At 60.6% G+C, this 26,111-nt stretch carries 21 protein-coding genes; 13 read left to right on the top strand and 8 right to left on the bottom strand.

Annotated elements, in window-relative coordinates; genetic code table 11:
* The first annotated feature begins 12 nt into the window (after positions 1-12).
* The gene (locus tag ACQK2G_RS16285; protein WP_425406091.1) at positions 13-708 is read left to right on the top strand and encodes an HAD family hydrolase; all 696 of its coding nucleotides are present in this window, start codon (positions 13-15) and stop codon (positions 706-708) included.
* Positions 709-758: 50 nt separating this feature from the next.
* On the opposite strand, the gene ACQK2G_RS16280 is transcribed toward ACQK2G_RS16285, so the two are convergent.
* The 5 genes from ACQK2G_RS16280 to ACQK2G_RS16260 form a co-directional block, all read right to left on the bottom strand.
* Positions 759-1,895 carry a DUF2336 domain-containing protein gene (locus ACQK2G_RS16280; protein ID WP_425406090.1) on the bottom strand — a complete coding sequence of 379 codons (1,137 nt, stop codon included), beginning with the start codon at positions 1,893-1,895 and terminating at the stop codon, positions 759-761.
* A gap of 360 nt (positions 1,896-2,255) precedes the next feature.
* Entirely contained in the window at positions 2,256-2,609 is a 354-nt protein-coding gene (locus tag ACQK2G_RS16275; protein ID WP_425406089.1) for an ArsR/SmtB family transcription factor, read from the bottom strand.
* 318 nt (positions 2,610-2,927) lie between these two features.
* A complete protein-coding gene (locus ACQK2G_RS16270; RefSeq protein ID WP_425406088.1) occupies positions 2,928-6,209 on the bottom strand; it encodes an efflux RND transporter permease subunit in 3,282 nt (1,093 codons plus the stop codon).
* A gap of 68 nt (positions 6,210-6,277) precedes the next feature.
* Positions 6,278-7,423 (bottom strand): efflux RND transporter periplasmic adaptor subunit, encoded by a 1,146-nt coding sequence (locus ACQK2G_RS16265; protein WP_425406087.1) that lies wholly within the window; start codon positions 7,421-7,423, stop codon positions 6,278-6,280.
* A 239-nt stretch (positions 7,424-7,662) separates the two neighbouring features.
* Complete coding sequence (locus tag ACQK2G_RS16260; protein WP_425406086.1) at positions 7,663-8,592, bottom strand: histone deacetylase family protein; 930 nt, start codon at positions 8,590-8,592, stop codon at positions 7,663-7,665.
* Between the two features lie 209 nt (positions 8,593-8,801).
* On the opposite strand from ACQK2G_RS16260, the gene ACQK2G_RS16255 reads away from it, so the two are divergent.
* The 6 genes from ACQK2G_RS16255 (at position 8,802) to ACQK2G_RS16230 (ending at position 13,824) form a co-directional block, all read left to right on the top strand.
* A complete protein-coding gene (locus tag ACQK2G_RS16255; RefSeq protein WP_425406085.1) occupies positions 8,802-9,044 on the top strand; it encodes an exodeoxyribonuclease VII small subunit in 243 nt (80 codons plus the stop codon).
* 60 nt (positions 9,045-9,104) lie between these two features.
* On the top strand, positions 9,105-9,992 hold the full coding sequence (locus tag ACQK2G_RS16250; protein ID WP_425406084.1) for a polyprenyl synthetase family protein: 888 nt from the start codon (positions 9,105-9,107) through the stop codon (positions 9,990-9,992).
* Between the two features lie 103 nt (positions 9,993-10,095).
* The gene (gene dxs, locus ACQK2G_RS16245; protein ID WP_425406083.1) at positions 10,096-12,012 is read left to right on the top strand and encodes a 1-deoxy-D-xylulose-5-phosphate synthase; all 1,917 of its coding nucleotides are present in this window, start codon (positions 10,096-10,098) and stop codon (positions 12,010-12,012) included.
* 76 nt (positions 12,013-12,088) lie between these two features.
* On the top strand, positions 12,089-12,466 hold the full coding sequence (locus tag ACQK2G_RS16240; protein WP_425406082.1) for a YbaN family protein: 378 nt from the start codon (positions 12,089-12,091) through the stop codon (positions 12,464-12,466).
* Positions 12,466-13,230 carry a TlyA family RNA methyltransferase gene (locus ACQK2G_RS16235; protein ID WP_425406081.1) on the top strand — a complete coding sequence of 255 codons (765 nt, stop codon included), beginning with the start codon at positions 12,466-12,468 and terminating at the stop codon, positions 13,228-13,230. The genes ACQK2G_RS16240 and ACQK2G_RS16235 overlap by 1 nt, the downstream gene beginning before the upstream one ends.
* Before the next feature lie 102 nt (positions 13,231-13,332).
* Complete coding sequence (locus tag ACQK2G_RS16230; protein ID WP_425406080.1) at positions 13,333-13,824, top strand: toxin-activating lysine-acyltransferase; 492 nt, start codon at positions 13,333-13,335, stop codon at positions 13,822-13,824.
* A 381-nt stretch (positions 13,825-14,205) separates the two neighbouring features.
* On the opposite strand, the gene ACQK2G_RS16225 is transcribed toward ACQK2G_RS16230, so the two are convergent.
* The 3 genes from ACQK2G_RS16225 to ACQK2G_RS16215 all read right to left on the bottom strand — a co-directional run bounded on the left by ACQK2G_RS16225 (position 14,206) and on the right by ACQK2G_RS16215 (position 18,847).
* A complete protein-coding gene (locus ACQK2G_RS16225; RefSeq protein ID WP_425406079.1) occupies positions 14,206-14,631 on the bottom strand; it encodes an acyl-CoA thioesterase in 426 nt (141 codons plus the stop codon).
* Between the two features lie 187 nt (positions 14,632-14,818).
* Complete coding sequence (locus ACQK2G_RS16220) at positions 14,819-17,383, bottom strand: GcvT family protein (RefSeq protein ID WP_425406078.1); 2,565 nt, start codon at positions 17,381-17,383, stop codon at positions 14,819-14,821.
* A gap of 204 nt (positions 17,384-17,587) precedes the next feature.
* Positions 17,588-18,847 (bottom strand): NAD(P)/FAD-dependent oxidoreductase, encoded by a 1,260-nt coding sequence (locus tag ACQK2G_RS16215; protein WP_425406077.1) that lies wholly within the window; start codon positions 18,845-18,847, stop codon positions 17,588-17,590.
* A 402-nt stretch (positions 18,848-19,249) separates the two neighbouring features.
* Here ACQK2G_RS16215 and ACQK2G_RS16210 point away from each other — a divergent pair, with 402 nt between their 5' ends.
* The 6 genes from ACQK2G_RS16210 to ACQK2G_RS16185 all read left to right on the top strand — a co-directional run bounded on the left by ACQK2G_RS16210 (position 19,250) and on the right by ACQK2G_RS16185 (position 26,103).
* Positions 19,250-20,230 (top strand): TRAP transporter substrate-binding protein, encoded by a 981-nt coding sequence (locus tag ACQK2G_RS16210; protein ID WP_425406076.1) that lies wholly within the window; start codon positions 19,250-19,252, stop codon positions 20,228-20,230.
* Positions 20,231-20,305: 75 nt separating this feature from the next.
* On the top strand, positions 20,306-20,854 hold the full coding sequence (locus ACQK2G_RS16205; RefSeq protein WP_425406075.1) for a TRAP transporter small permease: 549 nt from the start codon (positions 20,306-20,308) through the stop codon (positions 20,852-20,854).
* A 12-nt stretch (positions 20,855-20,866) separates the two neighbouring features.
* On the top strand, positions 20,867-22,171 hold the full coding sequence (locus ACQK2G_RS16200; RefSeq protein WP_425406074.1) for a TRAP transporter large permease: 1,305 nt from the start codon (positions 20,867-20,869) through the stop codon (positions 22,169-22,171).
* A gap of 109 nt (positions 22,172-22,280) precedes the next feature.
* Positions 22,281-23,486: a chromate efflux transporter gene (chrA, locus tag ACQK2G_RS16195; RefSeq protein WP_425406073.1), complete on the top strand. Its 1,206-nt coding sequence runs from the start codon at positions 22,281-22,283 to the stop codon at positions 23,484-23,486.
* 25 nt (positions 23,487-23,511) lie between these two features.
* Positions 23,512-24,408, top strand: coding sequence for a DMT family transporter (locus ACQK2G_RS16190; protein WP_425406072.1), 897 nt, complete (start codon positions 23,512-23,514; stop codon positions 24,406-24,408).
* Between the two features lie 132 nt (positions 24,409-24,540).
* Positions 24,541-26,103, top strand: coding sequence for a trimethylamine methyltransferase family protein (locus ACQK2G_RS16185; RefSeq protein ID WP_425406071.1), 1,563 nt, complete (start codon positions 24,541-24,543; stop codon positions 26,101-26,103).
* Positions 26,104-26,111 lie beyond the last annotated feature (8 nt).

Genomic DNA, 26,111 nt, shown 5'->3' with positions numbered 1-26,111 from the left:
GCGGAGGAAAGCATGGAGACAGCGACGCGGCCTGAGGCCGCAACCCGGCCGATCGAGCTGTCGGGGCCTGTAGATGCGGTGGTATTCGACTTCGACGGGGTGGTCGTCGATTCCGTTGAATTGAAAGTCGAGGCCTTTCGGGACATGTACCGCGAATACGGCGCGGATGTAATGGATGCCGTCGAAGCCTATCAACGGTATCACGGCGGCATGTCCCGCATGAAGAAGTTCGCCTATTTCGAAGCGGAATTGATCGGTCGTCCCGCAGATCAGGCCAGGATCGACGAACTTTGCGCGGCCTATTCGGCGCTTGTCGAAGAAAAGGTCTGCATCTGCCCGCTGATAGCAGGCGCGGAAGCGTTCCTGGAGACGTTTGCCTGTCGGATTCCCTTCTACGTCATTTCCGGGACGCCGGAAGCGGAATTAAACCGCATCGCAGACCGGCGAGGTGTTTCGAAATACTTCCGCCGACTGCGGGGATCGCCGATGTCCAAAGAGGAAGGGATAGAAGAATTCCTGTCTGACGGTCCGTATTCCCGTGACCGCGTCGTAATGATCGGCGATGCCATCACCGATTACGATGCCGCCGTCGCGACGCGGATCGGTTTTGTCGGGATTTCCCCGCCGGATGTGCAGCATTTCTTCCCCGACGGCACGCGTGTCATTCCGGACCTGACAACACTGGCGGCGGAAATCGGGCACCGATAACGGGACGATGCCGCGTCTTCCGGGAACAGATCGGCGATAGAGTCGGCCAGTCAAAAGGCCGGGCCGGGCCGCTTCTCGATCTTGTTGAACTTGGCGAGCAGATACTCGACATCGGCGTCGGCATAAACCTCCGCCTCATCATCCGGAACAGTCAGGACGCGTTCCAGCATTCTGCGCATCAATTGCTCGGGGTCGTCGTCGGTACGCTCAGCTTCGGCATCGACGTTCAAGTCGACCGCCGACCGGAAGGCGACATAAAGCTGACGCGGCAGGCCTGCCTTGTCGTAAAGCGAACGAAGGCCCAAATCGCCTTCGTCGTGGATAAGAACGCGGGCATTCTTTATCGGCACATCGGCCAGAAGGGCGATCGCGACTTCAAAGAACGGCATATCGCCAACGCAAAGCGCCCGCAGGATGATCGACGGCGTCAGCCGCCCCGTGTCACGCATCTGCTTGACCAGAATGACCAGGTCTTCTTCGCTCGCGCCGTCGGAAACCAGTCCGATTGTCGCGCGTTCCCTGGTTTGCAGGATCAAATCCGCGGCCAGTTGCTCGGGCAGATCGTGATGGGTGACCAAATAGGTCTTCAATTCGTCGGAAATCTTGGAAACAAGTTTTTCGGCAACGGATACCGGTAGCCGGTCGCGATGTACCAACGGCTTCTGGATCCGTTCGACTTCGCCGTGTTTTTCGACGACCTTTTCCAAGGAGGCGTCGGAAATTTGCGCGCCTTCGTTGGAGACGAGGCTGACGACCGCATCTTCGGTGCCATGTTCGACAATGGCTTCGGAAACGGCTTCGGAGACAGCCGGGCGTTCCGCAACGGCCACCTGTCTGGCGCCGGGTTGGGTGCGAACGATATTCAGCAGATCGTCTTCCGTCAGAACTTCGGAATATCGAATGATGGGTAAAGCGACATTGTCGCTGGTGTCGCCCGCCAATTGAGCGGCCAGATCGTGTGGCAGGTTCGGCGCGGATTGCAGGTTCTTCGCCAAGGCCTCGCGGACGCGTTCCTCCGCGTCTTTCACCATGATGCTGAAGATCTCTTCTGCGAGTTTGCCTTCAGCTTCGGTGAGTGCACCCTCTCCGAACTGCTGCGCGACCTTTTGGGCCGTCGACGCTCGGTTTTCCGGCGACGGATCCGACATCAGGCGCGCTACGTCATCGTGATTGAGATTTCCTGCCATACGAACTCTCTTGAAAGCCCCGACACATTCCGCCGAAAATTCTATCCGAAAACAGCGATTGGCGTCAGGGCCTTGTCTGTTATGTGGCTCGGCTTGGCGGTCTCTACGGAAGCCCTCAACGGTGACTGGATACCCCGCTGATTCTGCAGACACTTACGCCTTCCGACCCGCCCGATAACAGATTGGCGAATCCCATCGCCGCACGCAACCGAGAACGGATCGATTTAGAACAAAATACTTATGTTAGGAGTGTCCGACGGCCGTTGGCGGAGGCCGTACCCGTCTGTCAAAATCAGACAGATGGCGCATTCCCAACCATGATCCGAACAGGCAAGCCCGGACCATGGCTTGGAAATGACCTTATGCGGTGCGCAATACCGTAACGGACTCTCCGCCCACCACCACGTTGTCGCTGTCCGTGTCGACGCCATGCATGGACACAAGGCAGGTCAACAGATGCGAAACACGGGGATCCGAGAGCGAATAGTAGATTTTTTGCGCGTCTCGCCGCGTCTTGACCATTCCGTCCCTTCTGAGACGGGCCAGATGTTGGGAAAGGGCCGATTGGCTCAAGCCAACCAGTTCCTCCAACTCTCCGACTGCTTTTTCCTCTTCAGAGAGGTAATGGAGAATTTCGAACCGACGTTCATTCCCCATTGCTTTCAACAAGGTAACGATATCGACCAAATGTGCCGACACAGTTGATTCTGACATTTATGCCTCCCACGCCTAGGCGACCCCTCGCCGTATTCAAAAAATGGCGCAAATCCGTAAGGTCGCGACAACCTTGGCGCGACCCTCCCACAAACGGCCAAACTGATTCCCTGCCGTCTGGATCCAACCATATCACGGATTCGTGAATAACGGGACATAAGAAGGCGATAACCGCAGCCGCCCTCAATTCGTACTAGGGAATCATGAACTGCGCAAAAAAATTTAGAAAAAATTAATCGATTCTTCAGATTCTCGGTAACCTTCTAATATTACGAATAAATATTAGTCTTTATTAGGATGTCGATACCGCGTTGATTTCTACTCTGCGGGTTGGTCGATTTTGCCTGTCGGATTTTTGTCATCTTTCACGGAATCGCCAAGTTGGTTTCGGTCTGTTTCACCTTCCTCGACAGGTTTGCTCATCAGTCCTGAAATCAGCGAAAGAAGCGGCGGCACGACTCCCAAAGTCACTACCGCTGATAGGGAAAGTCCGCCGACCACGACCGAGCCGAGGCCTTTGTAGATTTCCGACCCCGCGCCCGGAAAGACGACCAGGGGCAGCATCCCGAAAACGCTGGTCAGCGTGGACATGAAGATCGGCCGGATCCGGTTTCGCGTTGCTTCGACAATCGCATCCTGTGGCGTCAGGCCTTCGTCGCGCAGGTGATAAAGCGTTTGATGCACGATCAAAATAGCATTGTTGACCACGATTCCGATCAGGATCACGAAGCCCAGCATGGTCAATGTGTCCAACGCTTGGAACGTATAGAGGTTCAGGATCTTCAAGCCGATCAGCCCGCCCGCGGTCGCCAACGGCACCGAGAAGACGATGACCATCGGATAAAGAAAGCTTTCGAACAGGACCGCCATCACCAGGAAGACGATGATCAAGGCCAGGATCAAGTCCAGGCGCATGATTTCGACCGCCTCCGACAGTTTGTCCGCTGTGCCGGATAGGCGGATGGATACACCGGGCGGAAGCCCCTGTTCCCGAAGCGGCTCGACGACCTCGCTTTGTAACGTCTCCAGCGCGCCGCCCAGGGCGATGTCGTTTCTCGGGCTGACCTGCAGGGTGACGGTGCGGCGGCTTTCAACGTGCCGGATCTGGGTCGGGCCGGCGGTCACCGCCACATCGGCCAGGGAGGAAACGGGAACGATCGTGCCCGACCGCGTCACGACCGGCAGATCGCCGATCCCCTGCGTTTCGGTCACCTTGATGTCCGGACCTTTCAGCATCAGGTCCATCAAATCGCTGCCGACCGTGATCTCGTCGACCCGCAAGCCGTCATTGAAGGTATCGATGGTCAGGCCCAGTTCTGTTGCCGTCAGGCCGTTGTCGGACAGGGCGACGGGGTCCGGTATGACGCGGACTTCCGGCGCGCCCAGGGACAAACCGGGAATGGGCCGGACTTGATTTCCCTCGTGGAAGGGAAAAGCCTGGATGACCAGTCCGAACGTCCTTTGGGCGGTGTCGATGATCTGACCAAGGTCCGGGCCGGAAATATCGATATCGACCGACCTGGACCCGCCGACGCCGCGGCCGAACAGGGAAGCCTGACGGAAGAAGCTCAATGTGCCGGGTTCCTGGTCGACGGCTTCGGACAGGACGCCTTTCAGTTTCGCGACTTCGGTCGGGTCGACCGTGCTTGCGCCGACGAAGGTCCGGCTCTCGGTCGCGACGAAGAAGAAGTTCTCGATTTTCGGCAATCCGTCCGGATTCGGTTCCGGTCCGGACTCACCCGGGAACAGCGGGCGGACACTATCCTCCACCGCCTGTCCGATCCCCCGCATGGTTTCCAGATTGTAGCCCGGCGGCGGCAGGACGAATCCGAACATCAGATTGCGGTTCCCGTCCGGCAGATAATCCAGGTCCGGCAGGAAGACCCAGGATATCGTGCCGGCGCCCGCCGTGATGCCGACGACCAGCAGGAAGGCCAGCTTCCGGCTGGCGACCACCGCGCGCGTCAATCGGACCGTCGCCGCGGCGAAGCCCCGGCCGAACGCGTCGACGACGGGACCCAGCGTGTGGGTGAACAGCCACGCGATGACGTTGAAGACAGGAAGATCGGCAACCTTCTTGCCCTTGCCGGACATTTGCCCGCCGAGCAGTCGGTTGGACAGGGCCGGGATGACGGTGATGGAAACCAGCAGCGAGAGCATGACCGAAACGGAGATCGCCACGGCGATGTCACGGAACAGCTGACCGATTTCCTGTTCCATGGTCAGGATCGGGATGAATACCATGACGGTCGTCAGGGCCGAAACGAAAATGGCGCCCCAAACCTGCTGTGCGCCCTTATAGGCGGCTTCAGCTGCCGGGACGCCGGATTGACGAAGCCGGTAGATGTTTTCCAATACCACGATCGCCGCATCGACCACCATGCCGACCGCGAAGGCGATGCCGGCCAGACTGACGACGTTGAGGGAACGGCCCAAGGCCGCCATCGCGACAAAGGAGGCAATGACCGAGACGGGAATGGCCAGCGCGATGACGAGCGTTGCCCGGACCGATCGAAGGAAGATCATCAGGATCGCCGCGGCGAGCAGGCCGCCGACCCAAATGTTCTGGGTCACGAGGTCGATGGCCGAGTTGATATACACGGTCTCATCATAGACCTGATACATCTCCAACCGCTGGTTCGGCAGGGCGTATTCGTTCAACTCGGCGACCGCAGCCTTGATGCCTTTCATTGTCTCGATGACATTCGCGCCGGTCTCGCGCGTCGCGTTCAGGGCGATGGCGTATTCGCCGTTGGCGCGGATGGTTGCGGTGGCTTTCCGATAACCGAAGTCGACTTGGGCTATGTCGCCGACGGTAACACGGCTGACACGGCCGGTTTCCGGATTGCTCCAACTGCGCAGAACCACCTTGCCGACATCCTCGGGGGTGGAGAAATCATTGTCGGTACGTACGACGTAGCGCCGTTTCCCCTCTTCGACGTCACCGCCCGAAACGGATGCGTTTGCACGCTGAAGCGTCGCCACGACATCGGATACGGTAAGCCCGTATTGCGCCATGTATTCGGGGTCGACGGTGATGTGCATCTCGCGCGGGCCGCCGCCGAAATAGTTCACATCGGCAACGCCGGGGACGCGTTCCAGGCGATCCTTGATCACGTCTTCGACGAAGTCGCCATAGGTGTGGATGTTGCTGTCGTTGCCGGGGGCGGGAATGACCCTGAACCAGGCGATCGGATTGTCGTCGCTTCCCGATGTGCTGAGAACCGGTTCGTCGACTTCCTCGGGATAGCCCGGAACGCGATCCAACTGGTTCGCCGTCAACAGCAGGGCGCGGCTCATATCCGTGCCGACTGCGAATTCCAGCGTGATGTCCGCCCGTCCGTCCTGGACCTGGCTGGTCATCTTGTCCAGGCCCTCCAGGCCTTGAAGGACTTCCTCCTGTTCGTTCAAGACTTCGCGCTCGATTTCCGCCGGTGCCGCGCCGAACCAGGCCGTGCGGATACTGATCACCGGGTTGCGGACGTCAGGCGCCAATTGGATGGGGATCGTGTTCGCCGCGACGACCCCGAACATCACCGCCATTAGGACGGCCGAGATGACCGCGACGGGTCGTTCGATGGAGATGCGGATGAGATCCATTGCCGTGCCTTACTCTGCGCTGCGGTGTGCTGCCTTGCGGTGTGTTGCCCTGCGTCTTCTGTTCGCGGTCAACTCGCGTTTCCAGCCTCGGTGGCGCTGTTGATCGTGATGTCCTGTCCGGGCCGCAGGCGCTCATTGCCACGCACGATGGTCAGATCGCCGACCTTCAAGCCGTCCAACACAATGAAGCGCGCGCCGACCGCGCCGCCGAGCTTGACGGGGCGCGGCTGTGCCTTGCCGTCCTCGGCCACGAAAACGATGTTTCCGGCACCGCGCGGGATGACCGCGTCCTTGTGAACGGAAATCACGTTCCTGAGCGTGCTGACCGGTACCTGCACCGTCACCGATTGATTGGCGGCAAGTGGCTGATCGCTGTTGCCCAACAATTCGTCCAGGGCCGGCGTAAAACGAACGGACCGTGTCCGGGTCAGGCCGTTTTCCTCCGGAATGACCGCGCGGACGAAGGCATCCACCGTCCGGTCCGGGCCGAAAGATACGCGGACCGAACGGCCCGGCAGCAGACCGGCAATTCTGTTCGAGGGGACCTCGGCAGCGACTTCCAGGTCCTGATCGTTGATCATGGTGACGACCGGGTCGCCGACATTCACATAGGCGCCGCGCTGTGTGTGCCGTTCGATGATGACGCCGTCATAGGGCGCGCGCACTTCAGCGAGGCGAACGTCGATTTCTGCAATCCGCAGATCGGCGATCGCCGCGGCGACGGCTGCTTCCGCTTCTCCAACCTCGCTTATTTTGGTTTGAACGGCCTTTGCCTGGTCATCGTAGCGGGCTTGCGAAAAGGCGGCCGACTGTCGCAAACGCTCCAATCGCACCAGTTCGAGATTGGCCAGTTCCAGTTCCGCCTTGGCGGTAGCGACCCGCGCACGGGCCAGGTCGACCTGGGCGGCGCTCAGATTGCGTGTCTGGCTGATCCTGTCCAGAGCGATGCGTAGGATGATATCCCCTGCCGCGACCCGGTCGCCGGCATCGACGGTCACTTCGCTGACCGGGCCGCGTGTCAGCGCCGCCACGACGCCGCGCTGGCGTGCCACCAACCGCCCGAGAACCGGAGACGTCTGGGTGAGCGGTTCATCGATCACCGGATCGACAAAAACTGTCGAAGGCCCGCCTTGCGCTTGGGCCGGGGCCTCGGGCGCGAGGAGGACGGTAAAGCCCAACGCCAGCCCAAGAACCGCTCTTGCTGTGAGGTTCATGCGATCTCCCGGTAATCTTCTCGCGGTAACCAATGGATCGGAACGAGCAAGAAAGGTCGATTACAGGCTTGGCTGCAATCCCAACCCGATCCCGTTTCCGCTCAGTTCCAACGCCTCAGTGCGTTCCCGTCCTTCCTGGCTAATACCCCGGAAGCATGACATAGGATAGTACAAAGCGAGGTCAAAGCCAGGATGCAATATTGCATCGGCGGCGCCGGGGGCGCGGGATAGCGGCCTCGTCAGGCGGCCATCAGCGCCCTGACATGAGCCGCGGCCGACCGGCCAAGAGCACCGAGGTCATAGCCGCCTTCAAGCGTGGAAACGATCTTGCCGCCGCATGTTTCATCGGCGACTTCGGCCAGCACCGAAGTTGCCCAATTATAGTCGTCTTCCACCAGATTGAGGTTCGCCAGCGGATCGTCGCGATGTGCGTCGAACCCGGCGGAAATCATCAGCAAATCGGGTTTGAAATCCCGAAGGGCGGGGAGAATCCGGACCTCGAACGCGATCCGGAATTCCTCGCCGCCGGACTGAGGCGGCAAGGCAACGTTGACGATGTTTCCGGCCACGCCGCGTTCCGACTCCTGCCCGGTGCCGGGGTAGAGCGGCATTTGATGGGATGATGCGAAAAACATGTTCGGTTTTCGCGCGAACATCGCCTGCGTTCCATTGCCGTGATGGACGTCGAAATCAACAACGGCGACCCGGTCCGCGCCGTGGACCGCAATCGCGTGTTCTGCGCCGATCGCAATGTTGTTGAACAGACAGAATCCCATCGCGTGCTGTGGTTCGGCGTGATGGCCGGGCGGACGGACCGCACAGAACGCATTGTGATACTTGCCGGACATGACTGCATCGACCGCGGCCACGGCGGCGCCGGCCGCGCGCAGGGACGCTTCGCCCGACCCCGGTGACAGAGAGGTGTCGGCGTCAAGCCGGACAATGCCGTTTTCCGGCACCGATCCCAGAATGTCGTCGACATGGGACGCAGGATGGCAACGCAGGATCTGTTCGCGCGTTGCTCGTGGGGCCTCGACACGTTCCAGTTCGTCGAATTCCTCCGCTTCCAGGGCGACAAGGACGGAATCCAGACGGGCGGGCTGCTCGGGATGGCCTGCCCCCATATTGTGCTCGCGGCAGGACGGATGCCAGAAGAGTGCTGTTGTCATGGCGCCGAGTTTCAACCCAAACCGTCGCCGGGGGCAAGAACGTATATCTTCAAAACGGCAAGTGGTTTTCGGTGGGCCGGGCGGCCGACCGAACGAACATTGCGCCGGGTGTCGTCGCGGGACTATAACCGCCACTTCCGACAATTATGCCGTCGTGCCGATGAATCGTGTAGCGATGGCCGTTCTGAACAAGACGGGAAGGGATACGAATGCCCGACAATAGTGATATCCCCGGGCTGAGTTTCGAAAAGGCTTTAGCGGAACTGGAGGGGCTTGTCCGGAAATTGGAAGAGGGCGACGCCAGTTTGGACGGCGCCATTGAAGCCTATGAGCGCGGCGCCTTGTTGAAGCAGCATTGCCAGAAGAAACTCGACGAAGCCAAGGCGCGCGTCGACAAGATCACCGTTTCGGCCGACGGGACCGTCGCGACCGTGACGGCGGATATGGAATGATCCTCCCTTGCCCGGTCTTGCGCCGGCCTGCCTGTTAACTCCCTTTCTTGGATAGATGCGATGGATGATTTCGAACTCGCCTTGCGCGGCGCCGCGGAGCGCGTGGAAGGGGAACTGGACCGGATCCTGACGACCGACACCGCGCCGGAACAGCGCCTTATCGACGCGATGCGCTACAGCGTGCTGGGCGGCGGCAAACGGTTGCGCCCGTTTCTGACCTTACAGACGTCCAAACTGTTCAGCGTTTCCGAGCGGTCGGCGTTGCGGGCAGCCGCTGCGATCGAACTGGTGCATTGTTATTCGCTGGTGCATGACGATCTGCCGGCGATGGATGACGACGATCTGCGCCGCGGCAAGCCGACCACCCACAAGCAGTTCGACGAGGCGACGGCGATCCTTGCGGGCGACGCCCTGTTGACCCTTGCATTCGGCGTGCTCGCCAACCCGGAAACCCATGGCAACCCGGCGATCCGAGCGGATCTCGTCACCCGTCTGGCAAAGGCCGCCGGCGGGCATGGCATGGTCGGCGGGCAGATGATCGATCTCAGCGCGTCGGGCGCCGACCTGGACATCGGGGCGATCACACGGCTTCAGCGTCTCAAGACGGGGGCGCTGATCGAGTTCGCCTGCACTGCGGGGGCGGTTTTGGGCAATGCCCCCGCCAAGGCGCGCGAGGCGCTCCGCGGTTATGCCCACGATCTCGGACTTGCCTTTCAGATCGCGGACGACTTGCTGGACGTTGAGGGATCGGCCGACGAAGCCGGCAAGGCGGTAGGCAAGGATGCCGGCCATGGAAAGGCGACCTTCGTCTCCATCCTGGGACCGGAAAGGGCGCGGGCGCAGGCCGGCCTGTTGACGGACCAAGCTATTGAACATCTTGCCATTTTCGACGATAAAGCCGATCTTCTTCGATCTGCGGCCAAATTCGTCGTGGAACGACGGCACTAGCCGCCCCGGTTTTCAGGCCGGCGCAGGCATTGCCTTTTGACCGGGCCGCCACGTCAGCAGCACGCAATTTGTTCGTAGAATCAATGATGTCTGGAGTTTCACGGTGAACACGTCGACCCCCTTGCTGGACAAGGTCAATTCACCGGCCGCGTTGCGCACCTTGCCGGAAGGCGATCTGCGTCAGCTTGCGGACGAGTTGCGCACCGAAACCATCAGTGCCGTCAGCCAGACCGGCGGGCATCTCGGCGCGGGTCTTGGGGTCATCGAGTTGACCGTCGCGCTGCATTACGTGTTCAACACGCCGGCCGATCGGTTGATCTGGGATGTCGGCCACCAATGCTATCCGCATAAGATTTTGACCGAACGCCGGGACCGCATCCGCACCCTGCGCCAGGGCGGCGGTCTGTCCGGCTTCACGAAACGGGCGGAAAGCATCTACGACCCGTTTGGAACGGCGCATTCCTCGACATCGATTTCCGCCGGCCTTGGCATGGCTGTCGCGCGCGACCTCGACGAGGCGGACAATTCCGTCATCGCGGTGATCGGCGACGGGGCGATGAGCGCCGGTATGGCGTTCGAGGCCTTGAACAATGCGGGGTCGATGAATTCCCGGCTGATCGTGATCCTGAACGACAACGATATGTCGATCGCCCCGCCGGTCGGCGCGATGAGCGCCTATCTCTCGCGGCTGTTGTCGTCGAAGTCGTATATGTCCCTGCGCAGCCTGGGCAAACATATCGCCGAGCGCTTCCCGAAGCAGTTGGAGAAGGCGGCGGAACGGGCCGAGGAATTCGCGCGCGGTTTCGTCACCGGCGGCACGTTGTTCGAGGAAATGGGCTTTTATTACGTTGGCCCGATCGACGGCCATAACCTGGAGCACTTGCTCCCGGTTCTAAAGAATGTGCGCGATGCGGAAGATGCCGGCCCGGTCCTGATCCACGTTGTGACCCAGAAGGGCAAGGGCTATGCCCCGGCCGAGAAATCGGCCGACAAATATCACGGCGTTTCCAAGTTCGATATCGTCACCGGGACCCAGGTGAAGGCGAAGCCGAACGCGCCGAGCTATACCAAGGTCTTCGGACAGACCCTGACCAAGCTGGCGGACAAGGACGACAAGATCGTCGCGGTGACCGCGGCCATGCCCGACGGAACCGGCGTGAACATCTTTCAGGAAAAACATCCTGCGCGCAGTTTCGATGTTGGTATTGCCGAACAGCATGCGGTGACCTTCTGCGCCGGTTTGGCGACGGAGGGGTACAAGCCTTTCGCGGCGATCTATTCCACCTTCCTGCAACGCGGCTACGACCAGGTGGTACACGATGTCGCCATTCAGCAGCTGCCGGTCCGCTTTGCGATCGACCGCGCCGGCTATGTCGGGGCTGACGGGCAGACCCATTGCGGTGCCTTCGACATCACCTATCTCGCCAGCCTGCCAGATTTTGTCGTAATGGCCGCCTCGGACGAAGCGGAACTCGTCCATATGGTCGCGACCGCGGCGTCGATCGACGACCGTCCTTCCGCCTTCCGTTATCCGCGCGGCGAAGGTGTCGGCGTCGACATGCCGGAGGAACCGGAGGTTCTGGAAATCGGCAAGGGCAGGGTGCTGCGGGAAGGCAAGACGGTTGCGATCCTGTCGCTCGGGGCCCGGTTGCAGGAATCGCTGCATGCGGCCGACCTGCTGCAGGCCAAGGGGTATTCGACCACGGTCGCGGATGCACGTTTCGCCAAGCCCATCGACGCGGATCTGGTGCGCCGTCTGGCGCGTGATCATGACGTTTTGATCACCATCGAAGAAGGTTCGATCGGCGGTTTCGCCACCCAGGTGATCGACTTGCTGGTGCGCGAGGATCTGACCCAACAGGTGAAAGTGCGTCCGATGTACATGCCGGATGCCTTCCTGGACCAGGACAAGCCGGAGGCGCAATACGAACAGGCCGGGCTGACCGCCCCGCATATCGTATCCACGGCCTTGACGGCACTGGGCGCCGACACCGACGTGGAAACGCCGGCGCGCGCCTGATGCGGCAGCGGCGGTGCCGGCGGTTATGACTGCGCCTCGCCCAGCCACGCGGGTCCACCCCAAGATCACGCATCGCATGGCGTTTCTTTGCCTGGGGCTGGTGGCCCTGGGGCTTGGCCTGTTGGGCGCGTTCCTGCCGCTATTGCCGACCACGCCCTTCCTGATCGTTGCTGCCTGGTGCTTTGCGCGCTCCAGCCAGAAACTGCATGACTGGCTCTACGATCATCCCCGTTTCGGCGATTTGCTGCGGAATTGGGAGGCGCATCGGGTCATTCCGGCTTGGGCAAAGATCTGCTCGGTCTCGGCGATGACGGCAAGTTTCGCCTATATGGCTTTCTTCCGCGACATGCCGGCCTGGCTGCTTGCCGTTACGGGTGCCGTCCTACTTGGCGTGGCGGCATATATTCTGAGTAAACCCAGCAATCCGCCGTCGGCGGAGAGGGAAGGGTGTTGATGGCCGACAACGGTAAGCAACGCGCGAAAAAGATCAGGGCGGATCAGGCGCTGGTCGACAGGGGACAGGTCGAGACGCGGTCGAAAGCCCAGGCGCTGATCATGGCCGGCGTCGTGTTTTCCCAGGAAAGGCGCATCGACAAGCCGGGCCAGCAGATCAGCGAAGAAACGCCGCTCGAAATTCGCGGGCAGGACCATCCCTGGGTCAGTCGGGGCGGATTGAAGCTGGAGAAGGGGCTGAAAGCGTTTTCCATCGATCCGGCAGGCATGATCGCCCTGGATGTCGGGTCGTCCACCGGCGGGTTCACGGATGTGCTGCTGCAGAATGGTGCCGATCGCGTTTACGCGGTCGATGTTGGCCGAGGTCAGTTGCATTGGAAATTGCGGACCGACGACCGTGTCGTCGTGCTGGAGGCGACCAATGCCCGAAATCTGACGCGGGACCTCGTTCCCGATAGCATCGATATCGTCGTTTGCGACGCCAGCTTCATCGGGCTGGAAAAGGTTTTGCCGGCGGCGCTCGAACTGGCGCGGCCCGGCGCTTGGTTGGTCGCCCTCATCAAGCCGCAGTTTCAAGTCGGAAAGGGAGAGGTTGGAAAAGGCGGCGTCGTGCGGGATCCTGACCTGCACAAACGGGTCTGTGACGAGGTTGCCGCCTGGCTGACCGATACGGCGGGATGGGCTGTCGAGGGGATCACGGAAAGTCCGATCACCGGACCGCAGGGCAATGTCGAATTCCTGATCGGCGCAAGGAAACCGGGTTAGATCCCGGCCGGTCTACCGGATCGATTTGCCCGGATTGGGAACTGTGATACGGTGCGCCCAAGCCGATCTGGCCAAGTAATCAATCATTTAGGGACGGCCAAAATGTCCGATTCAGTGAGCGAAGGCGACCTTCAGATTGATCCTGAAGTTGCCGGAAACGGCGCGGGACAGCGGTCCCTCACCTTGGGGCAAGCGGCATCCGAGATCCTTTGGCTGATGACCCAGACGGCCAGCCACCGGCATTTCTTCCTGGCCGATGCGGAATGGCTCATCTTCGCGCCCGTAGCCCGATCCCGGTTTCGGATGTATCGGGACGACAAAGGCGCGCCCGCCGGCTGTGTGTTGTGGGCGTCGCTGTCCGAGGAGGTCGAAAAGCGCGTTGAAGCCGGCGCGTCGCGATTGGCGCCGGCGGATTGGACCAGCGGTGAAAACCTCTGGATCATCGATGTAATCGCGCCGAAGGGCAAAGCAGCCGGCATGGTCGAGGACATGCGCAACACGGTCTTCAAAGGTCGGCGCTTCAAATTCCATGCGACCGATCAGGACGGCAAGCGGGTGGTCAAGACGGTGGAGCCGGAAGCGTCTGCGAAATAGCTTTCGCGGTTCGCCGAAACGAATCCTTATCAACAATCATTGCCGGAAGATCTTGGCCCGAGATTGTCCAACGGGCAGGTCTGCCCTATCGCGTTGGCGCGGCCAACGCCCGAAGGCGATGGCCGCTGCCGACGACACCGGTACATCACTGTACCTATTGGGCCGGGACCCCCAGAAATGTCCCTGGCCGCAGGCAATGCCGGAGACCCCATCCAGCACAACCCCTTGCAATAGTGTGGGTACCACAAACCATTTCCGGAAACGCCAACGGCCATGTCGGCATGGTCAACCATTGTTGACATCATCGGGCCTGACGTGGGAGCCGCCGGCATCCGCCCTATAATGTGAACAGTCGTTGACGAGGGTTGGTGGCGAAGCTTGTTATGCCGGGCCTTTCAAGGCTTCCAGGCGCGATTTCATACTGTCCGAAAGCGGTTTTGACTTCCGAGTCTCATCATCCATCTGGACCATGATGGTGACGGCTTGGCCCGCCACCGTGCCGTTCTGCATGATGACCTGCTCCAATACGCAGGAACTAGACCCCACCTTCTTCACCCGCGTGCCGACATCGACCATGCCCGGCCAGTTCATCTCGGCCTTGAAGTCCAATTCCAGGCGCGCGATCACGAAGGACCCGCCGGGTTCGACGATGGGGTTCTCCGGATTATAGAGAAAGCTGACCCGGCCGGCTTCCAGCATGGTCGGAAAGACGGCGTTGTTGATATGCCCCTGACGGTCGGTGTCGTTGTAACGAAGTTTTTCGACCACCCAGCTCGGATAGTCGTTCTTCAAATCTGTATCGGCCATCGATTTGGCTCCCTCGGCGGTGGTGTGAGCACCTGATCATTCGGTCTGGATAGTTTGGCCGCAGAATGGCTTCTGCCATCCGGCGCTGCAATATCGGTGGCGGGTGCACCGGTCAGAAAGAAAAAGGGACCACACGGTTTGCGCATGGCCCCGGGATATCAACCGGCAGAATGGCGGCGAAAATCGTTTAGGACTTCATCCGCGCATTGGTCGGGTCGTACAGCGCCTTCATGCCGACGGCTTCGACCTGAACCGGGAATTTCTGGTTGAAATATTCGATCTCCAGCTGGCGGCCTTCCTCGCAATAGTCATGCGGCAGATAGCCGAGTGCGATGTTCTTTCCGATGCTTGGGCCGAACGCCATGCTGGTCGTATAGGACCGACGTCCCTTGGCGTCGATCAGGACCTCATTGGTCTTCGGATCGACGATCGGGCAAGTGCCGACCATATAGCGGGCGATACCGTCCTTGTCGGTGTTGTCCGTGACCGTCAGGGTGCAGAGCATGGCCGCCTGATGCGGCAGGTCGCGCTGTGTCAGATTTGCTTCCTTGCCGCGGAAATCAGCGGCCTTGACCTTCGGCCGGGCGAGGCCGGCTTCCAACAGGTTGTATTCGGTCAACAGGTCCGCGTTCTGAAGACGCAGGCTTTTTTCCAGGCGGCGGCTGTTGGCGTATGTTTCCACGCCGACCGGCGTGATGCCGACCTCGCGGAACATGTCCCAGAGTGCTAGGCCGTAGGCCATCGAGAAGTGCAGTTCCCAACCCTGTTCGCCGACATACGAAATACGGAAACCCTTCACCGGCACGCCGCGTAGTGTGAAGTCCTTGGCCGCGCCGAAAGCGAAATTCTCAAGGTCCAGACCCGCGGGATCGTCGGCCAGCTTTTTCAATGTTTCACGGGCGTTGGGACCCCAGACACCGATACAGCCGTAGTGGTCCGTGCGGTCTTCGATGAAGACATCCCATTCCTTGTCCTGGGCCATGCGGCGCAGATAGGTCGCGTCGCGGTTGCCGGCATCGCCGCCGTCGATCATCTGGAACCGGTTCTCGCCGAGGCGTAGCAGGGTCAGGTCCGCCATGACGCCGCCGGTATCGTCCAGGAAGTTGGTGTAGACGCCCTTGCCGATTGCGGTGTCGCCCGCGACCTTGGAGGACGAGACATATTCCATCAGCGTCGCTGCGTCAGAGCCGCTGATGTCATAGATCGCGAAATGGGACAGGTTGACCATGCCCACATTCTCGGAAAGCTCAAGATGCTCGGCATTGGATACGCGCCAGAAATGGCGGTTGTCCCATTCGTGCAATCGTTCCGGGACCCGGTCGGCGTATTTTTCCAGAAGATGTTCGTTGCTGGCATAGCCATGGGCACGTTCCCAACCGGCGATTTCCATGAAATATCCGCCCAATTCCCTTTCCCGCAAATGATAGGGGGCGGATCGAAGGTTTCGGCCCTTGGAATAGGGTTCGCGGTTGTGCACCGGCGGATTGTAGATCTTGAACGCCGACTCGAAGCAGCGGTCGTGAATAAACTTCTCAGACTTCTGGATCGGATAAAACCGCGCATAGTCGATGGCGTGATGGTCGATATGGGTACGCCCGTCCGTCATCCAGTCGGCGATGATCTTGCCGGTACCGGGACCGTCCTTGACCCAGACGGAAACGCCGTACCACAGACCGCGGACCGACGGGGATTCACCGATCGACGGGCCGCCGTCGGCGGTCACCTGCAGCAAGCCGTTGAAGGAATGCTTCTCGTTATAGCCGAGTTCGCCCAGGATCGGTGTCAGTTCCATTGCGCGTTCCAACGGCTCGATGATCTGTTCCATTTCCAGGTCGCGCTGAGATGGGGAAAGGCGGGCCTGTTCTTTTTCAAGGATGTCGCGCGGGTGGCACAGGCGTGGTTCCTTCTCCTCGTAATATCCCCATTCGATCTGACCGCCCTCTGTGCTCTTGGGGTCCCCGGTGTCGCGCAGATAGGCCGAATTGCCCTGGTCGCGCAGCAACGGGTAACCGATTTCCTTGCCCGTCCCGGCGAATTCCTCGAACGGCCCGAAGAAGGTCAGGGGATGGTCGACCGGCATCACCGGCAGGTCCTCGCCGGCCATCTCCGCGATCAGGCGGCCCCAAAGACCGGCGCAAACAACGACTTTCGGTGTCGCGATATAGCCGCGTGACGTGTGCACGCCCTTGATCGTGCCGTTCTGAATATCCAACCCGGTGCAGGGCGTGTTCGGAATGCTTTCAAGTTTGCCCGTTTCCTCGGCGTCGCGGATCAATTCGCCGGCGACGACCTGTGAGCGCGGAATGACGAGGCCCGCATCCGGATCCCACAGCGCGCCCTGGATCTGGTCTTCCTCGACCAATGGCATCAATTCCTTGGCCTTCGCAGCGGTGATCATCTCTACCCGGCTGCCGAAGGCGCGCCCGGAACTCACGCGGCGTTCCAGTTCGAGCATGCGCTCGTCGTCTCCCTTGCGGGCCACTTCAATGCCGCCGATACGCGAGTATCGTCCGCGCTTTTCGTAGAAGTCGATACTGTACTTGGTGGTGAAGATGGTCATCTGATCGTGCATCGTGTTGAAGCAGAAGTCAGATGCATGGCCGGTGGAGCCGATATCCGTCGGGATGCCCGACTTGTCTATGCCGATAATGTTCTTCCAGCCGCGTTCGATCAGGTGATGGGCCACCGAAGCGCCGACGATACCACCCAGGCCGATGATTACGACATCCGCGCTCTTGCTGAATTGCGCCATGAATACTGTCTCCGTCTCCCGGGAGTTCGGTGAACTCCACACCGCTTCGATTGACATCGACGGCACGCGAGCCGATCGGACGTCACCAAGAAAACCTTACCTGGCGTTTTGAAATTTCCCGGCTTTTCCGGCTTTCACCTGTGCGACAGGGATGCGGCGATTTCGCGTCGCCGCATCCAAGCAGGTGATAAGAAGGCGGCCTTATTACCGGAAACGGGCCGGATCGTAGGGCTTGGGATCGATGATCGGCTTCTCGCCCGACATCATCTCGGCCAGCAGACGCCCGCTGATGGGGCCGGTGGTCAAGCCGATATGGTGATGGCCGAAACATGTCCAGATCCGATCGTGGCATGGCGCTTTTCCGATCGCGGGCAAACTATCCGGCAAGCTTGGCCTGCGGCCGAGCCAGGGCTCGTCCTCGGTCGTATCGCCGAGCGGAAAGGCTTCGCGCGCCTTTGGCAAAACGGCTTCCAATTGCCGCGGCGTTTTCGGCTGGTCGAAGGCGGCAATCTCGACGCCGCAGGTCAGTCGGATTCCGGCGGCCATCGGCGCGATGACGAAGGCACCGTCGACATCGTTGATCGGGCGGTTCAACACGGCGTTGCCTTCCGCCCGGTAATGCCGGTGATAGCCGCGTTCCTCGAAGGCGGGCAGGCTGACACCCGCGGTCTTCAAGAGGTTTGCCGACCAGGGCCCCATGGCCACGACGATGTTCTCGGCCGAGAGGGGTCTGCCGTCCTCCAATTGCACGGTCGCGCTGTCGCCGGTTTCCCCAATCGATTTGGCCGCGCCGATTTCGATTCTTCCCCCCAGCGCCTTGAATAGATCTGCGTATGCCGCGCAAAGCGCGCCCGGATCGTCCACGCTCGCGGTATCCAGGATATGCAATCCCTTGACGTATATCGGTTCCAGATTGGGTTCCAGCTTGGCGAGATCTTCCGGCTCGAGCACCGCATAGCGGACACCGTGTTTGTCCAGCATCTCACGCTCGAAGGCGGTCTTCTGGAAACTCGCTTCCGACCGGTACACCTTTATCCAACCGCGTTTCGCCAGATGACTGGCGGCACCCGCTTCCTCCATCAGGATTTCGTGTTCCTGCACGCAGTGGGCGACAAGCGCACTCAATCCATCCGAAATCTTCCGATTCCGTGCTTTTGTTCCGTTCATCAGGAAGGAGGGCGCCCAGGTGAAGGCGCGCGCCAGCCCGGACAGGTCGAACCGCACCGCATTGGTCTTGCCCATCAGGATTTTCGGCACGTCGAAGACCATGCCGGGATAGCTGACCGGCAAGACGGAGCCGCGGCTGAGCACACCGGCATTGCCATAGGATGTTTCCGCGCCGGGCTTCGTCTTTTCCACCAAAGTCACGTCCCAGCCGCGTTTGCGCAGATGAATAGCGCAGGAAATGCCGACCATCCCGGCGCCCAGGACGATAGCGGTGCGTGTCTGTGTTTCGCCGGTCATCGCATTGCCGATCTTGTATTGGGTGTCTTGCTCGGGGGTTGTCAGAATTGAGGACCCGAATGCTGCTTAGGAAGGAATAGGCGACTTGTCCAGGGTCGCGGCTTGGACCTGTCTTGGAATGGCGATGCTGAAGACCTTGGCCGGCAGGCTCTTCAGCGCAGACGGCCGGGCCTCGGGTCGTCGTATCGTCGGAAATAATTTCCCAAGCGGCGTTAATGCTGTGACGGCGACCTGTCTGCCGCCTCCCGCGGACCTCCGGTATCGTAAAGCGCTTTTCCGGTTGCCACGTCCCGATCACAGATTAGGATTTCAATCAGACATCCGCCGAAGAAAGTCCGCAACGGACACGCATCATAACCGGGGGGCGGCGGATCGAGTGCCTCTGACTTGGGAGATCGACTTATGAAAAAACTTCTTACAGCGTCCGTGATGTCCGCGGCCCTGGCCCTGGCGGCATGGGCGCCATCCGCAAATGCCGAAAACTGGGACATGCCAACCCCTTACCCTGAAGGCAACTATCACACTCAGAACGTGATGGCCTTCGCCAAGGAGGTTGAGGAACTGACCGGCGGTGACCTGACCATCACGGTCCACAGCGGTGCGTCGCTGTTCAAGATGCCGGAAATCAAGCGCGCGGTTCGGACGCGTCAGGCGCCGATCGGCGAAATCCTGTTATCGGCCTACGGCAATGAAAACGCGGTCTTCGAGGCCGACGGCATCCCCTTCCTGGCGGCCGGGTTCGACAATGCCATGAAGCTTTACAAGGCGCAGAAGCCGGTGCTCGAGGAAGTGCTCGCGGAAGAGGGGCTTATGCTGCTCTACACCGTTCCTTGGCCGGGTCAGGGCCTTTACAGCAAGACGGCCGTCTCCTCGATGGGGGACATGGCCGGTGTCAAGTTCCGCGCGTATAACGCCGCGACGTCGCGACTGGCGGAACTGATGGGTGCGATCCCGACCACGGTTCAATACGCAGAAGTGCCGCAAGCGTTTTCCACCGGTGTCGTCAGCGCCATGCTGACCTCCGCGACCACAGGCGTCGACACCCAGTCCTGGGACTTCCTGGACTATTTCTACACGACCGACGCCATGCATCCGAAGAACGCCGTTTTCGTGAACAAGGACGCCTTTGACGCACTGTCCGAGGCGCAGCAGAAGGCCGTTCTGACGGCTGCGGCGAATGCGGAATCGCGCGGTTGGGCAACGGCACGCAAGGCCGGCGACGATGCCGCGTCGACACTGTCGTCGAACGGTATGAACGTTGAAGCACCGGGCGATCAGCTCAAGGCTGAGTTCTCCAAGATCGGTGAGACCATGACCGCGGAATGGCTGGAAAAAGCCGGCGCGAACGGTCAGAAGATCGTCGACGCCTATAAGGCGATGTAAGGCAGCCTTCGTTGCGGCGCGCCGGGTCGACGGCGCGCCGCAGCTTTTCTCTTCCGGATAAGGAGGCCGAGAGGAATGCGCCGAGTACGCATCGCCCTTGATCTCGTCTACAAGTTCTGCGGCGTGTTGGCGGCAATCGCGCTGGCGCTTATCGCGGTGCTGATCCTTGCCCAGATTGTCGGGCGGTTCTTTGGCATTCTGGTTCCCGGCGTCAACGAGGCGGCCGCCTTCCTCCTTGCCGGAACGACCTTCATGGCGCTCGCCTATTCCTTTCGCGCCGGCAGTCACATCCGCGTATCGGTCGTGCTGCATTATCTGCCGCCCCGACTGCGTTGGCTGGCGGACCTGCTAAGCGTCGCCGTGGCGGCGGCGCTGATCGGCTATTTCGCTTGGTATACCTGGCAGCTGGTTGCAGATTCCATCCGGTTCAAGGAGGTTTCGGACGGTTTGCTCGCGATACCGCTTGCCATTCCGCAAAGCGCCATGCTGGCCGGTTTGGTCGTGCTGGCGATCGCCCTTGTAGAGGAATTCTTCCATATTCTTTTTGGCGGCACGCCGTCTTTCGATGACGCCCAGGATGTCGTGCTTGAAAAGCAGGACGACGCCCCGGCGGATTTGGTTTAGGACCCCGGCCTCATGGATCTATTGACGCAATCGCTCATCCTTGCCGCCATCCTGTTTGTTTTTCTAGCCGGGGGGCTGTGGGTCGCCATGGCGCTCGCGGCGGTCGGCCTCGTCAGTATCACCCTGGGATCAAGTGCCCCGCCGGGTCTGATCATGGCCACGACCGTGTGGGGCTCGACCGCGACATGGACGCTGGCCGCGTTGCCGCTTTTCGTCTGGATGGGCGAAATCCTGTTTCGGACCCGGTTGTCGGAGGACATGTTCGCGGGGCTGGCGCCCTGGATGGGCCGGCTGCCGGGTCGTCTGGTCCATGTTAATATTCTGGGCTGCGCGGTTTTCGCGGCGGTCAGCGGCAGTTCGGCGGCGACCGCGGCGACGATCGGCAAGATGTCCATTCCGGAACTGTCGCGACGCGGCTATGACGAAAAACTGATCCTCGGCTCGCTCGCCGGATCCGGCACCCTTGGCCTGTTGATCCCGCCTTCCATCATCCTGATCGTCTATGGCGTATCGGCGGAGGTCTCCATCGTTCGCCTGTTCATCGCCGGCATCCTGCCGGGCCTGATGCTGTGCGGCTTGTTCATGGCCTACACGATGGCTTGGTCGCTGTTGAACCCCAGCCGCACGCCGGCCTTCGACATCAAGATGACGATCATGGAGAAGATTCGGGCTTCGGGTCGCCTGATCCCTGTGATGGCGCTGATCGTTTTTGTCATAGCGTCGATCTATCGTGGCTGGGCCACGGCGACCGAGGCCGCCGCCTGCGGCGTCGCCGGCGCCTTGATCATTTCCGCCGTCACCGGATCGTTGTCCTGGAAAAGCTTCATCGAGAGTCTGATGGGGGCGACGCGCACCTCCTGCATGATCATCTTCATCGTTGCCGGGGCCAGTTTCCTGTCTGTCGCAATGGGGTTCACCGGTATTCCCAGGTCCCTGACCCAATTCATTCAGGAAATGAATCTGCCGCCCTATGCGCTGCTTGCGGCTTTGACCTTGCTGTTCGCCGTTCTCGGATGCTTCCTGGACGGCATCTCGGTGGTGGTGCTCACGACAGCGATCCTGTTGCCTATGGTCGAGGCGGCCGGCATCGACCTGCTGTGGTTCGGTATTTATGTCGTGCTGGTCGTGGAAATGAGTCAGATCACCCCGCCCGTCGGGTTCAATCTGTTCGTCATACAAGGGCTGACCGGCAGGAATATCTTTTGGATCGCCTATGCCGCGCTGCCGTTCTTCCTGCTCATGATCGTCGCGGTTGCCTTGATCGTGCTGTTTCCTGAGATCGCCACATGGCTGCCGGGGCGCCTCAGCGACGGCTAGGCTCTCTTGCTTGTTCCGACGTGGTGGATATGACGCGCGACGGTAACATTGTTCCGGTAAGAACGGCCGTCTGAAGTGTCCGCGGAGTATAACGTTACACGAGGCAAGCATGCCCCAACGAGTGGCAGCGTCCGGCGTCTTTGAGATCCTCGCTATTTTCCTACGGCTTGGCCTCACCTCTTTCGGCGGCCCCGTTGCGCATCTCGGCTATTTTCGCACGGAATTCGTCGAACGCCGGAAATGGCTGACCGATTCCCATTATGGGGAGTTGGTCGCCCTGTGCCAGTTCCTGCCCGGCCCGGCGAGCAGCCAAGTCGGTCTGGCGCTCGGTTTGATGCGGGGAGGGTATCTGGGCGCTTTGGCGGCCTGGATCGGGTTCACGCTGCCCTCCGCCGCGATCATGATCGCCGTCGCCTATGGGCTGGGCGGTATCGAGCATCCCCTGGTCGGTGGCTTGGTACACGGTTTGAAGCTGGTCGCTGTGGCCATCGTCGCCCAGGCAGTGATCGGCATGGCCCGCAACCTATGCCCGGACCGAGCGACCGCCACGATCGCCTTTGCGGCACTTGTTTTCATGAGTCTGATGGGAGGAGCCCTGGCGCAGATCGCGGTTATCGTCGCGGGTGCGGGGCTCGGCTTCGTCTTGCTGCGTAGGGAAGCCCCGGACGCCTCGGCGGAAGTCGATCCCGGCTTTGTGGTTTCAGGCACGGTGGGCGGCGTTGCGGGCGCGCTGTTCCTGGCCTTTCTGATCGGCCTGCCCCTTGCGGTTGCCGTCTGGCCCAGTGAATTGCTTTCCCTGATCGAGGCTTTCTACCGCGGCGGCGCGCTTGTCTTTGGGGGCGGCCATGTGATCCTGCCGCTGTTGGAGAATGCCGTGGTCGGCAGGGGGTGGATGGACAGCGATACTTTCCTGTCCGGCTATGGCGCGGCACAGGCGGTGCCCGGACCGCTGTTCACGCTTTCCGCTTACTTGGGCGCCGCAGGCGACCAAACGCCGAACGGGTTGCTTGGGGGCGCAATCGCCTTGGCCGCGATCTTCCTGCCAAGCATTTTCCTGGTTCCGGCCGGCCTGTCCATGTGGGCCCGTATTCGAAAAGCCGCGGCGGCCCGCTCCGGCATTGCGGGCGTCAACGCCGCGGTGGTGGGATTGTTGGGAGCCGCCCTCTATGACCCGATATTCGTCTCGATAGTCCATCAGCCGCATGACTTCGCCCTCGCCGCGGGCGGCCTGGCCCTGCTTCAGGTCGGCAAGGTCCATCCCATTCTAGTGGTGGTTTTGGGGGCGGTTGCGGGTATACTTTTGACCTTGAATTGAAAATCTTTCCGAAAGCACCTCCATCATGTCCGTAGTGTCGCGGATCAATCTTCCGAAGGAAGTTCTGATCTTCCTTCCAATGCTGACCTTCTTTTGGGGTATCAACTGGCCGTTCATGAAAATCGGCCTTGAGGATATCCAGGTCATGGATTTCCGCTCGGTCAATGTCGGTGCCAGCGCGCTGGGTTTCCTGATCATAGCCCTGATCAAAAAGCGGAAACTGCTGCCCACGAAACGAGATTGGATCGGGCTCGTTCCGGCGGCCCTCCTGAATATTACCGGGTGGAACATCCTGATTCTTTGGGGCGTCAGTCAGATGGCCTCGGGCCGGGCGGCCATTCTGGGATTCACCATGCCGATCTGGGCGACCTTTATCACGGTTATCGTGGTCCGGGAAAAGCTGACCACGCGGCAGATTTTGGGCCTGGCCGCCGGGATGGGGGCCATGCTTCTGCTGCTGTTTCAGGATCTGCGGCTGATCGGCCAGAATCCGATGGGAACGGCCAGTTGTATTCTGGCTGCCTTCTGTTGGGGCGCCGGGACCGTATTCATCCGTCATTACGGATTCTCGTTGGCGACATCGGCGATGACCGCGTGGCTTCAGGGAATCGGAGTGGTGCCGATCGTGGTGATCGCCTATCTGACCGCTGATACGGATTGGTCGAATGTCGGATGGCCGTCCTGGGCCGCGCTCGTCTACAACTGCACCATTGCCGGCGTGTTTTGTTATTACGCCTGGTATCGCATCGCCGGACAGATCCCCATTGTCGTCTCCACCGTGTCTACCTTGATGATCCCGGTTTTGGGCGTATTCACCGGAATGATCGTTCTGGACGAGCAACCCGGCCTTTATGAATTCTCCGCCCTGGCCCTGGTTGTTTTTGCCGTCTTTTTCGTCGTCATCCCCAAGCGTCACGCATGATGACGCACAGACCCTAATTCCGCGTCGCTATTGCGCGTGCGGGCGCTCGGCCCGGCGCGGATAGTGCGTTCTTTGGCATTCCTCCTGGGCAAGTATTCCGGGGGGCAACTCCTTGGATACGGAAGTCGGGACATGAGCGACGCGGAAGGCGGTACGGAAGGCAGAAGGTCAAGGCGCGGCGGTGGCGGTCGTGCAGGGCGCCAGGCGGCGCGGGCGGCGGGCAGTGCCGTCCGCATTCCCTATATCAAAAGGGCTATCCCGACCTTTGATCCGTTCAGCGACGAACAGTTGACGATCATCGAGGACAACGCGGAAACCATCCTGGCGGAGATCGGGCTCGATTTTCGCGGTGATCCGGAGACCCTGGATATCTGGCGCAAAGCCGGTGCCTCGGTCGACGGGGAGCGCGTCCGGTTCGAAAAAGGCATGCTGCGGGAGATCATTCAGAAAACGGCACCGGCCGAATTCACGCAGTTCGCCCGTAATCCAGACAAGTCGGTCCAGATCGGCGGCAAGAATACGGTCCTCGTTCCTGCCTACGGTCCGCCTTTCGTACGGTCCCTGGAAGGCGGGCGTCGTTATGCCACGATCGAGGATTTCCGGAATTTCGTGAAACTCGCCTATACGATTGACGGTATCCACCATTCCGGCGGCACGTTGTGCGAGCCGGTCGACCTGCCGGTGAACAAGCGTCACTTGGACATGGTGCTGTCGCATATGACCTATTCGGACAAACCGTTCATGGGCTCCGTCACCGCGCCGGAGCGCGCGCAGGACACGGTCGATATGTGCAAGATTTTGTTCGGCGCCGATTTCGTCGATCAGAACTGCGTCGTGATCAACCTGATCAACGCCAACTCGCCGATGGTCTGGGACGACACCATGCTGGGTGCATTGAAGGTCTATGCGCGAAACAATCAGGCGACGGTTATCTCACCCTTTATCCTCGCCGGCGCGATGAGCCCCGTCACCGTGGCGGGAACGCTATCGCAGATCCTGGCCGAGGCGATGAGCGGCATCGCTTTGACACAATTGGTCCGTCCCGGGGCGCCGGTCGTCTTCGGTACCTTTGCGTCCTCCATTTCCATGCAATCCGGTGCGCCGACCTTTGGCACGCCGGAACCGACCTTGGTTCTCTATGGGGCGGCGCAACTGGCGCGGCGGTTGGGGGTTCCCTTCCGATCGGGCGGCGGCCTGTGCGCATCCAAGATCTCGGATGCCCAGGCGGCTTACGAATCGGCGAACACGCTGCAAAACGCAGCGCTGGCCGGCGTCAACTTCATGCTCCATGCGGCGGGCTGGCTGGAAGGCGGTCTGGCGATGGGGTACGAGAAATTCGTCATGGACGCGGACCAATGCGCGATGATTCAGCGCCTGCTGGCCGGTCCGGATTTGAGCGAAAACGGCCAAGGACTGGACGCCGTTCGTCAGGTCGGGCCCGGCAGCCACTATCTCGGCTGCGCGCATACTCAGGCGAATTTCGAGACCGCCTTCTACCGGTCGCCCCTGGCCGACAACAACTCCTTCGAGCAGTGGGAGTCGGAAGGGTCGATGGATATGACGCAGCGCGCCGCCCTCCGCGTCGACCGCCTGTTGAGGAACTACGAGAAGCCGGACATGGATGCCGGTATCGCCGAAGGGCTCGCCGATTTCGTGAAGCAGCGAAAGGAAGCTTTCCCGGACAGCAACATTTAGCCTACCTT

The sequence above is a fragment of the Hwanghaeella sp. genome, from assembly GCF_965227365.1.
GTDB lineage: Bacteria > Pseudomonadota > Alphaproteobacteria > UBA8366 > Aestuariispiraceae > Hwanghaeella.
The sequence above is the reverse complement of the archived record's forward strand: the minus strand, read 5'-3'. Positions and strand labels throughout refer to the sequence as shown.

Coding starts and splice junctions, on each gene's coding strand:
- ACQK2G_RS16285 (WP_425406091.1), top strand. CDS start 13: ATGGAGACAGCGACGCGGCCTGAGGCCGCAACCCGGCCGATCGAGCTG.
- ACQK2G_RS16280 (WP_425406090.1), bottom strand. CDS start 1,895: ATGGCAGGAAATCTCAATCACGATGACGTAGCGCGCCTGATGTCGGAT.
- ACQK2G_RS16275 (WP_425406089.1), bottom strand. CDS start 2,609: ATGTCAGAATCAACTGTGTCGGCACATTTGGTCGATATCGTTACCTTG.
- ACQK2G_RS16270 (WP_425406088.1), bottom strand. CDS start 6,209: ATGGATCTCATCCGCATCTCCATCGAACGACCCGTCGCGGTCATCTCG.
- ACQK2G_RS16265 (WP_425406087.1), bottom strand. CDS start 7,423: ATGAACCTCACAGCAAGAGCGGTTCTTGGGCTGGCGTTGGGCTTTACC.
- ACQK2G_RS16260 (WP_425406086.1), bottom strand. CDS start 8,592: ATGACAACAGCACTCTTCTGGCATCCGTCCTGCCGCGAGCACAATATG.
- ACQK2G_RS16255 (WP_425406085.1), top strand. CDS start 8,802: ATGCCCGACAATAGTGATATCCCCGGGCTGAGTTTCGAAAAGGCTTTA.
- ACQK2G_RS16250 (WP_425406084.1), top strand. CDS start 9,105: ATGGATGATTTCGAACTCGCCTTGCGCGGCGCCGCGGAGCGCGTGGAA.
- ACQK2G_RS16240 (WP_425406082.1), top strand. CDS start 12,089: ATGGCGTTTCTTTGCCTGGGGCTGGTGGCCCTGGGGCTTGGCCTGTTG.
- ACQK2G_RS16235 (WP_425406081.1), top strand. CDS start 12,466: ATGGCCGACAACGGTAAGCAACGCGCGAAAAAGATCAGGGCGGATCAG.
- ACQK2G_RS16230 (WP_425406080.1), top strand. CDS start 13,333: ATGTCCGATTCAGTGAGCGAAGGCGACCTTCAGATTGATCCTGAAGTT.
- ACQK2G_RS16225 (WP_425406079.1), bottom strand. CDS start 14,631: ATGGCCGATACAGATTTGAAGAACGACTATCCGAGCTGGGTGGTCGAA.
- ACQK2G_RS16220 (WP_425406078.1), bottom strand. CDS start 17,383: ATGGCGCAATTCAGCAAGAGCGCGGATGTCGTAATCATCGGCCTGGGT.
- ACQK2G_RS16215 (WP_425406077.1), bottom strand. CDS start 18,847: ATGACCGGCGAAACACAGACACGCACCGCTATCGTCCTGGGCGCCGGG.
- ACQK2G_RS16210 (WP_425406076.1), top strand. CDS start 19,250: ATGAAAAAACTTCTTACAGCGTCCGTGATGTCCGCGGCCCTGGCCCTG.
- ACQK2G_RS16205 (WP_425406075.1), top strand. CDS start 20,306: ATGCGCCGAGTACGCATCGCCCTTGATCTCGTCTACAAGTTCTGCGGC.
- ACQK2G_RS16200 (WP_425406074.1), top strand. CDS start 20,867: ATGGATCTATTGACGCAATCGCTCATCCTTGCCGCCATCCTGTTTGTT.
- chrA (WP_425406073.1), top strand. CDS start 22,281: ATGCCCCAACGAGTGGCAGCGTCCGGCGTCTTTGAGATCCTCGCTATT.
- ACQK2G_RS16190 (WP_425406072.1), top strand. CDS start 23,512: ATGTCCGTAGTGTCGCGGATCAATCTTCCGAAGGAAGTTCTGATCTTC.
- ACQK2G_RS16185 (WP_425406071.1), top strand. CDS start 24,541: ATGAGCGACGCGGAAGGCGGTACGGAAGGCAGAAGGTCAAGGCGCGGC.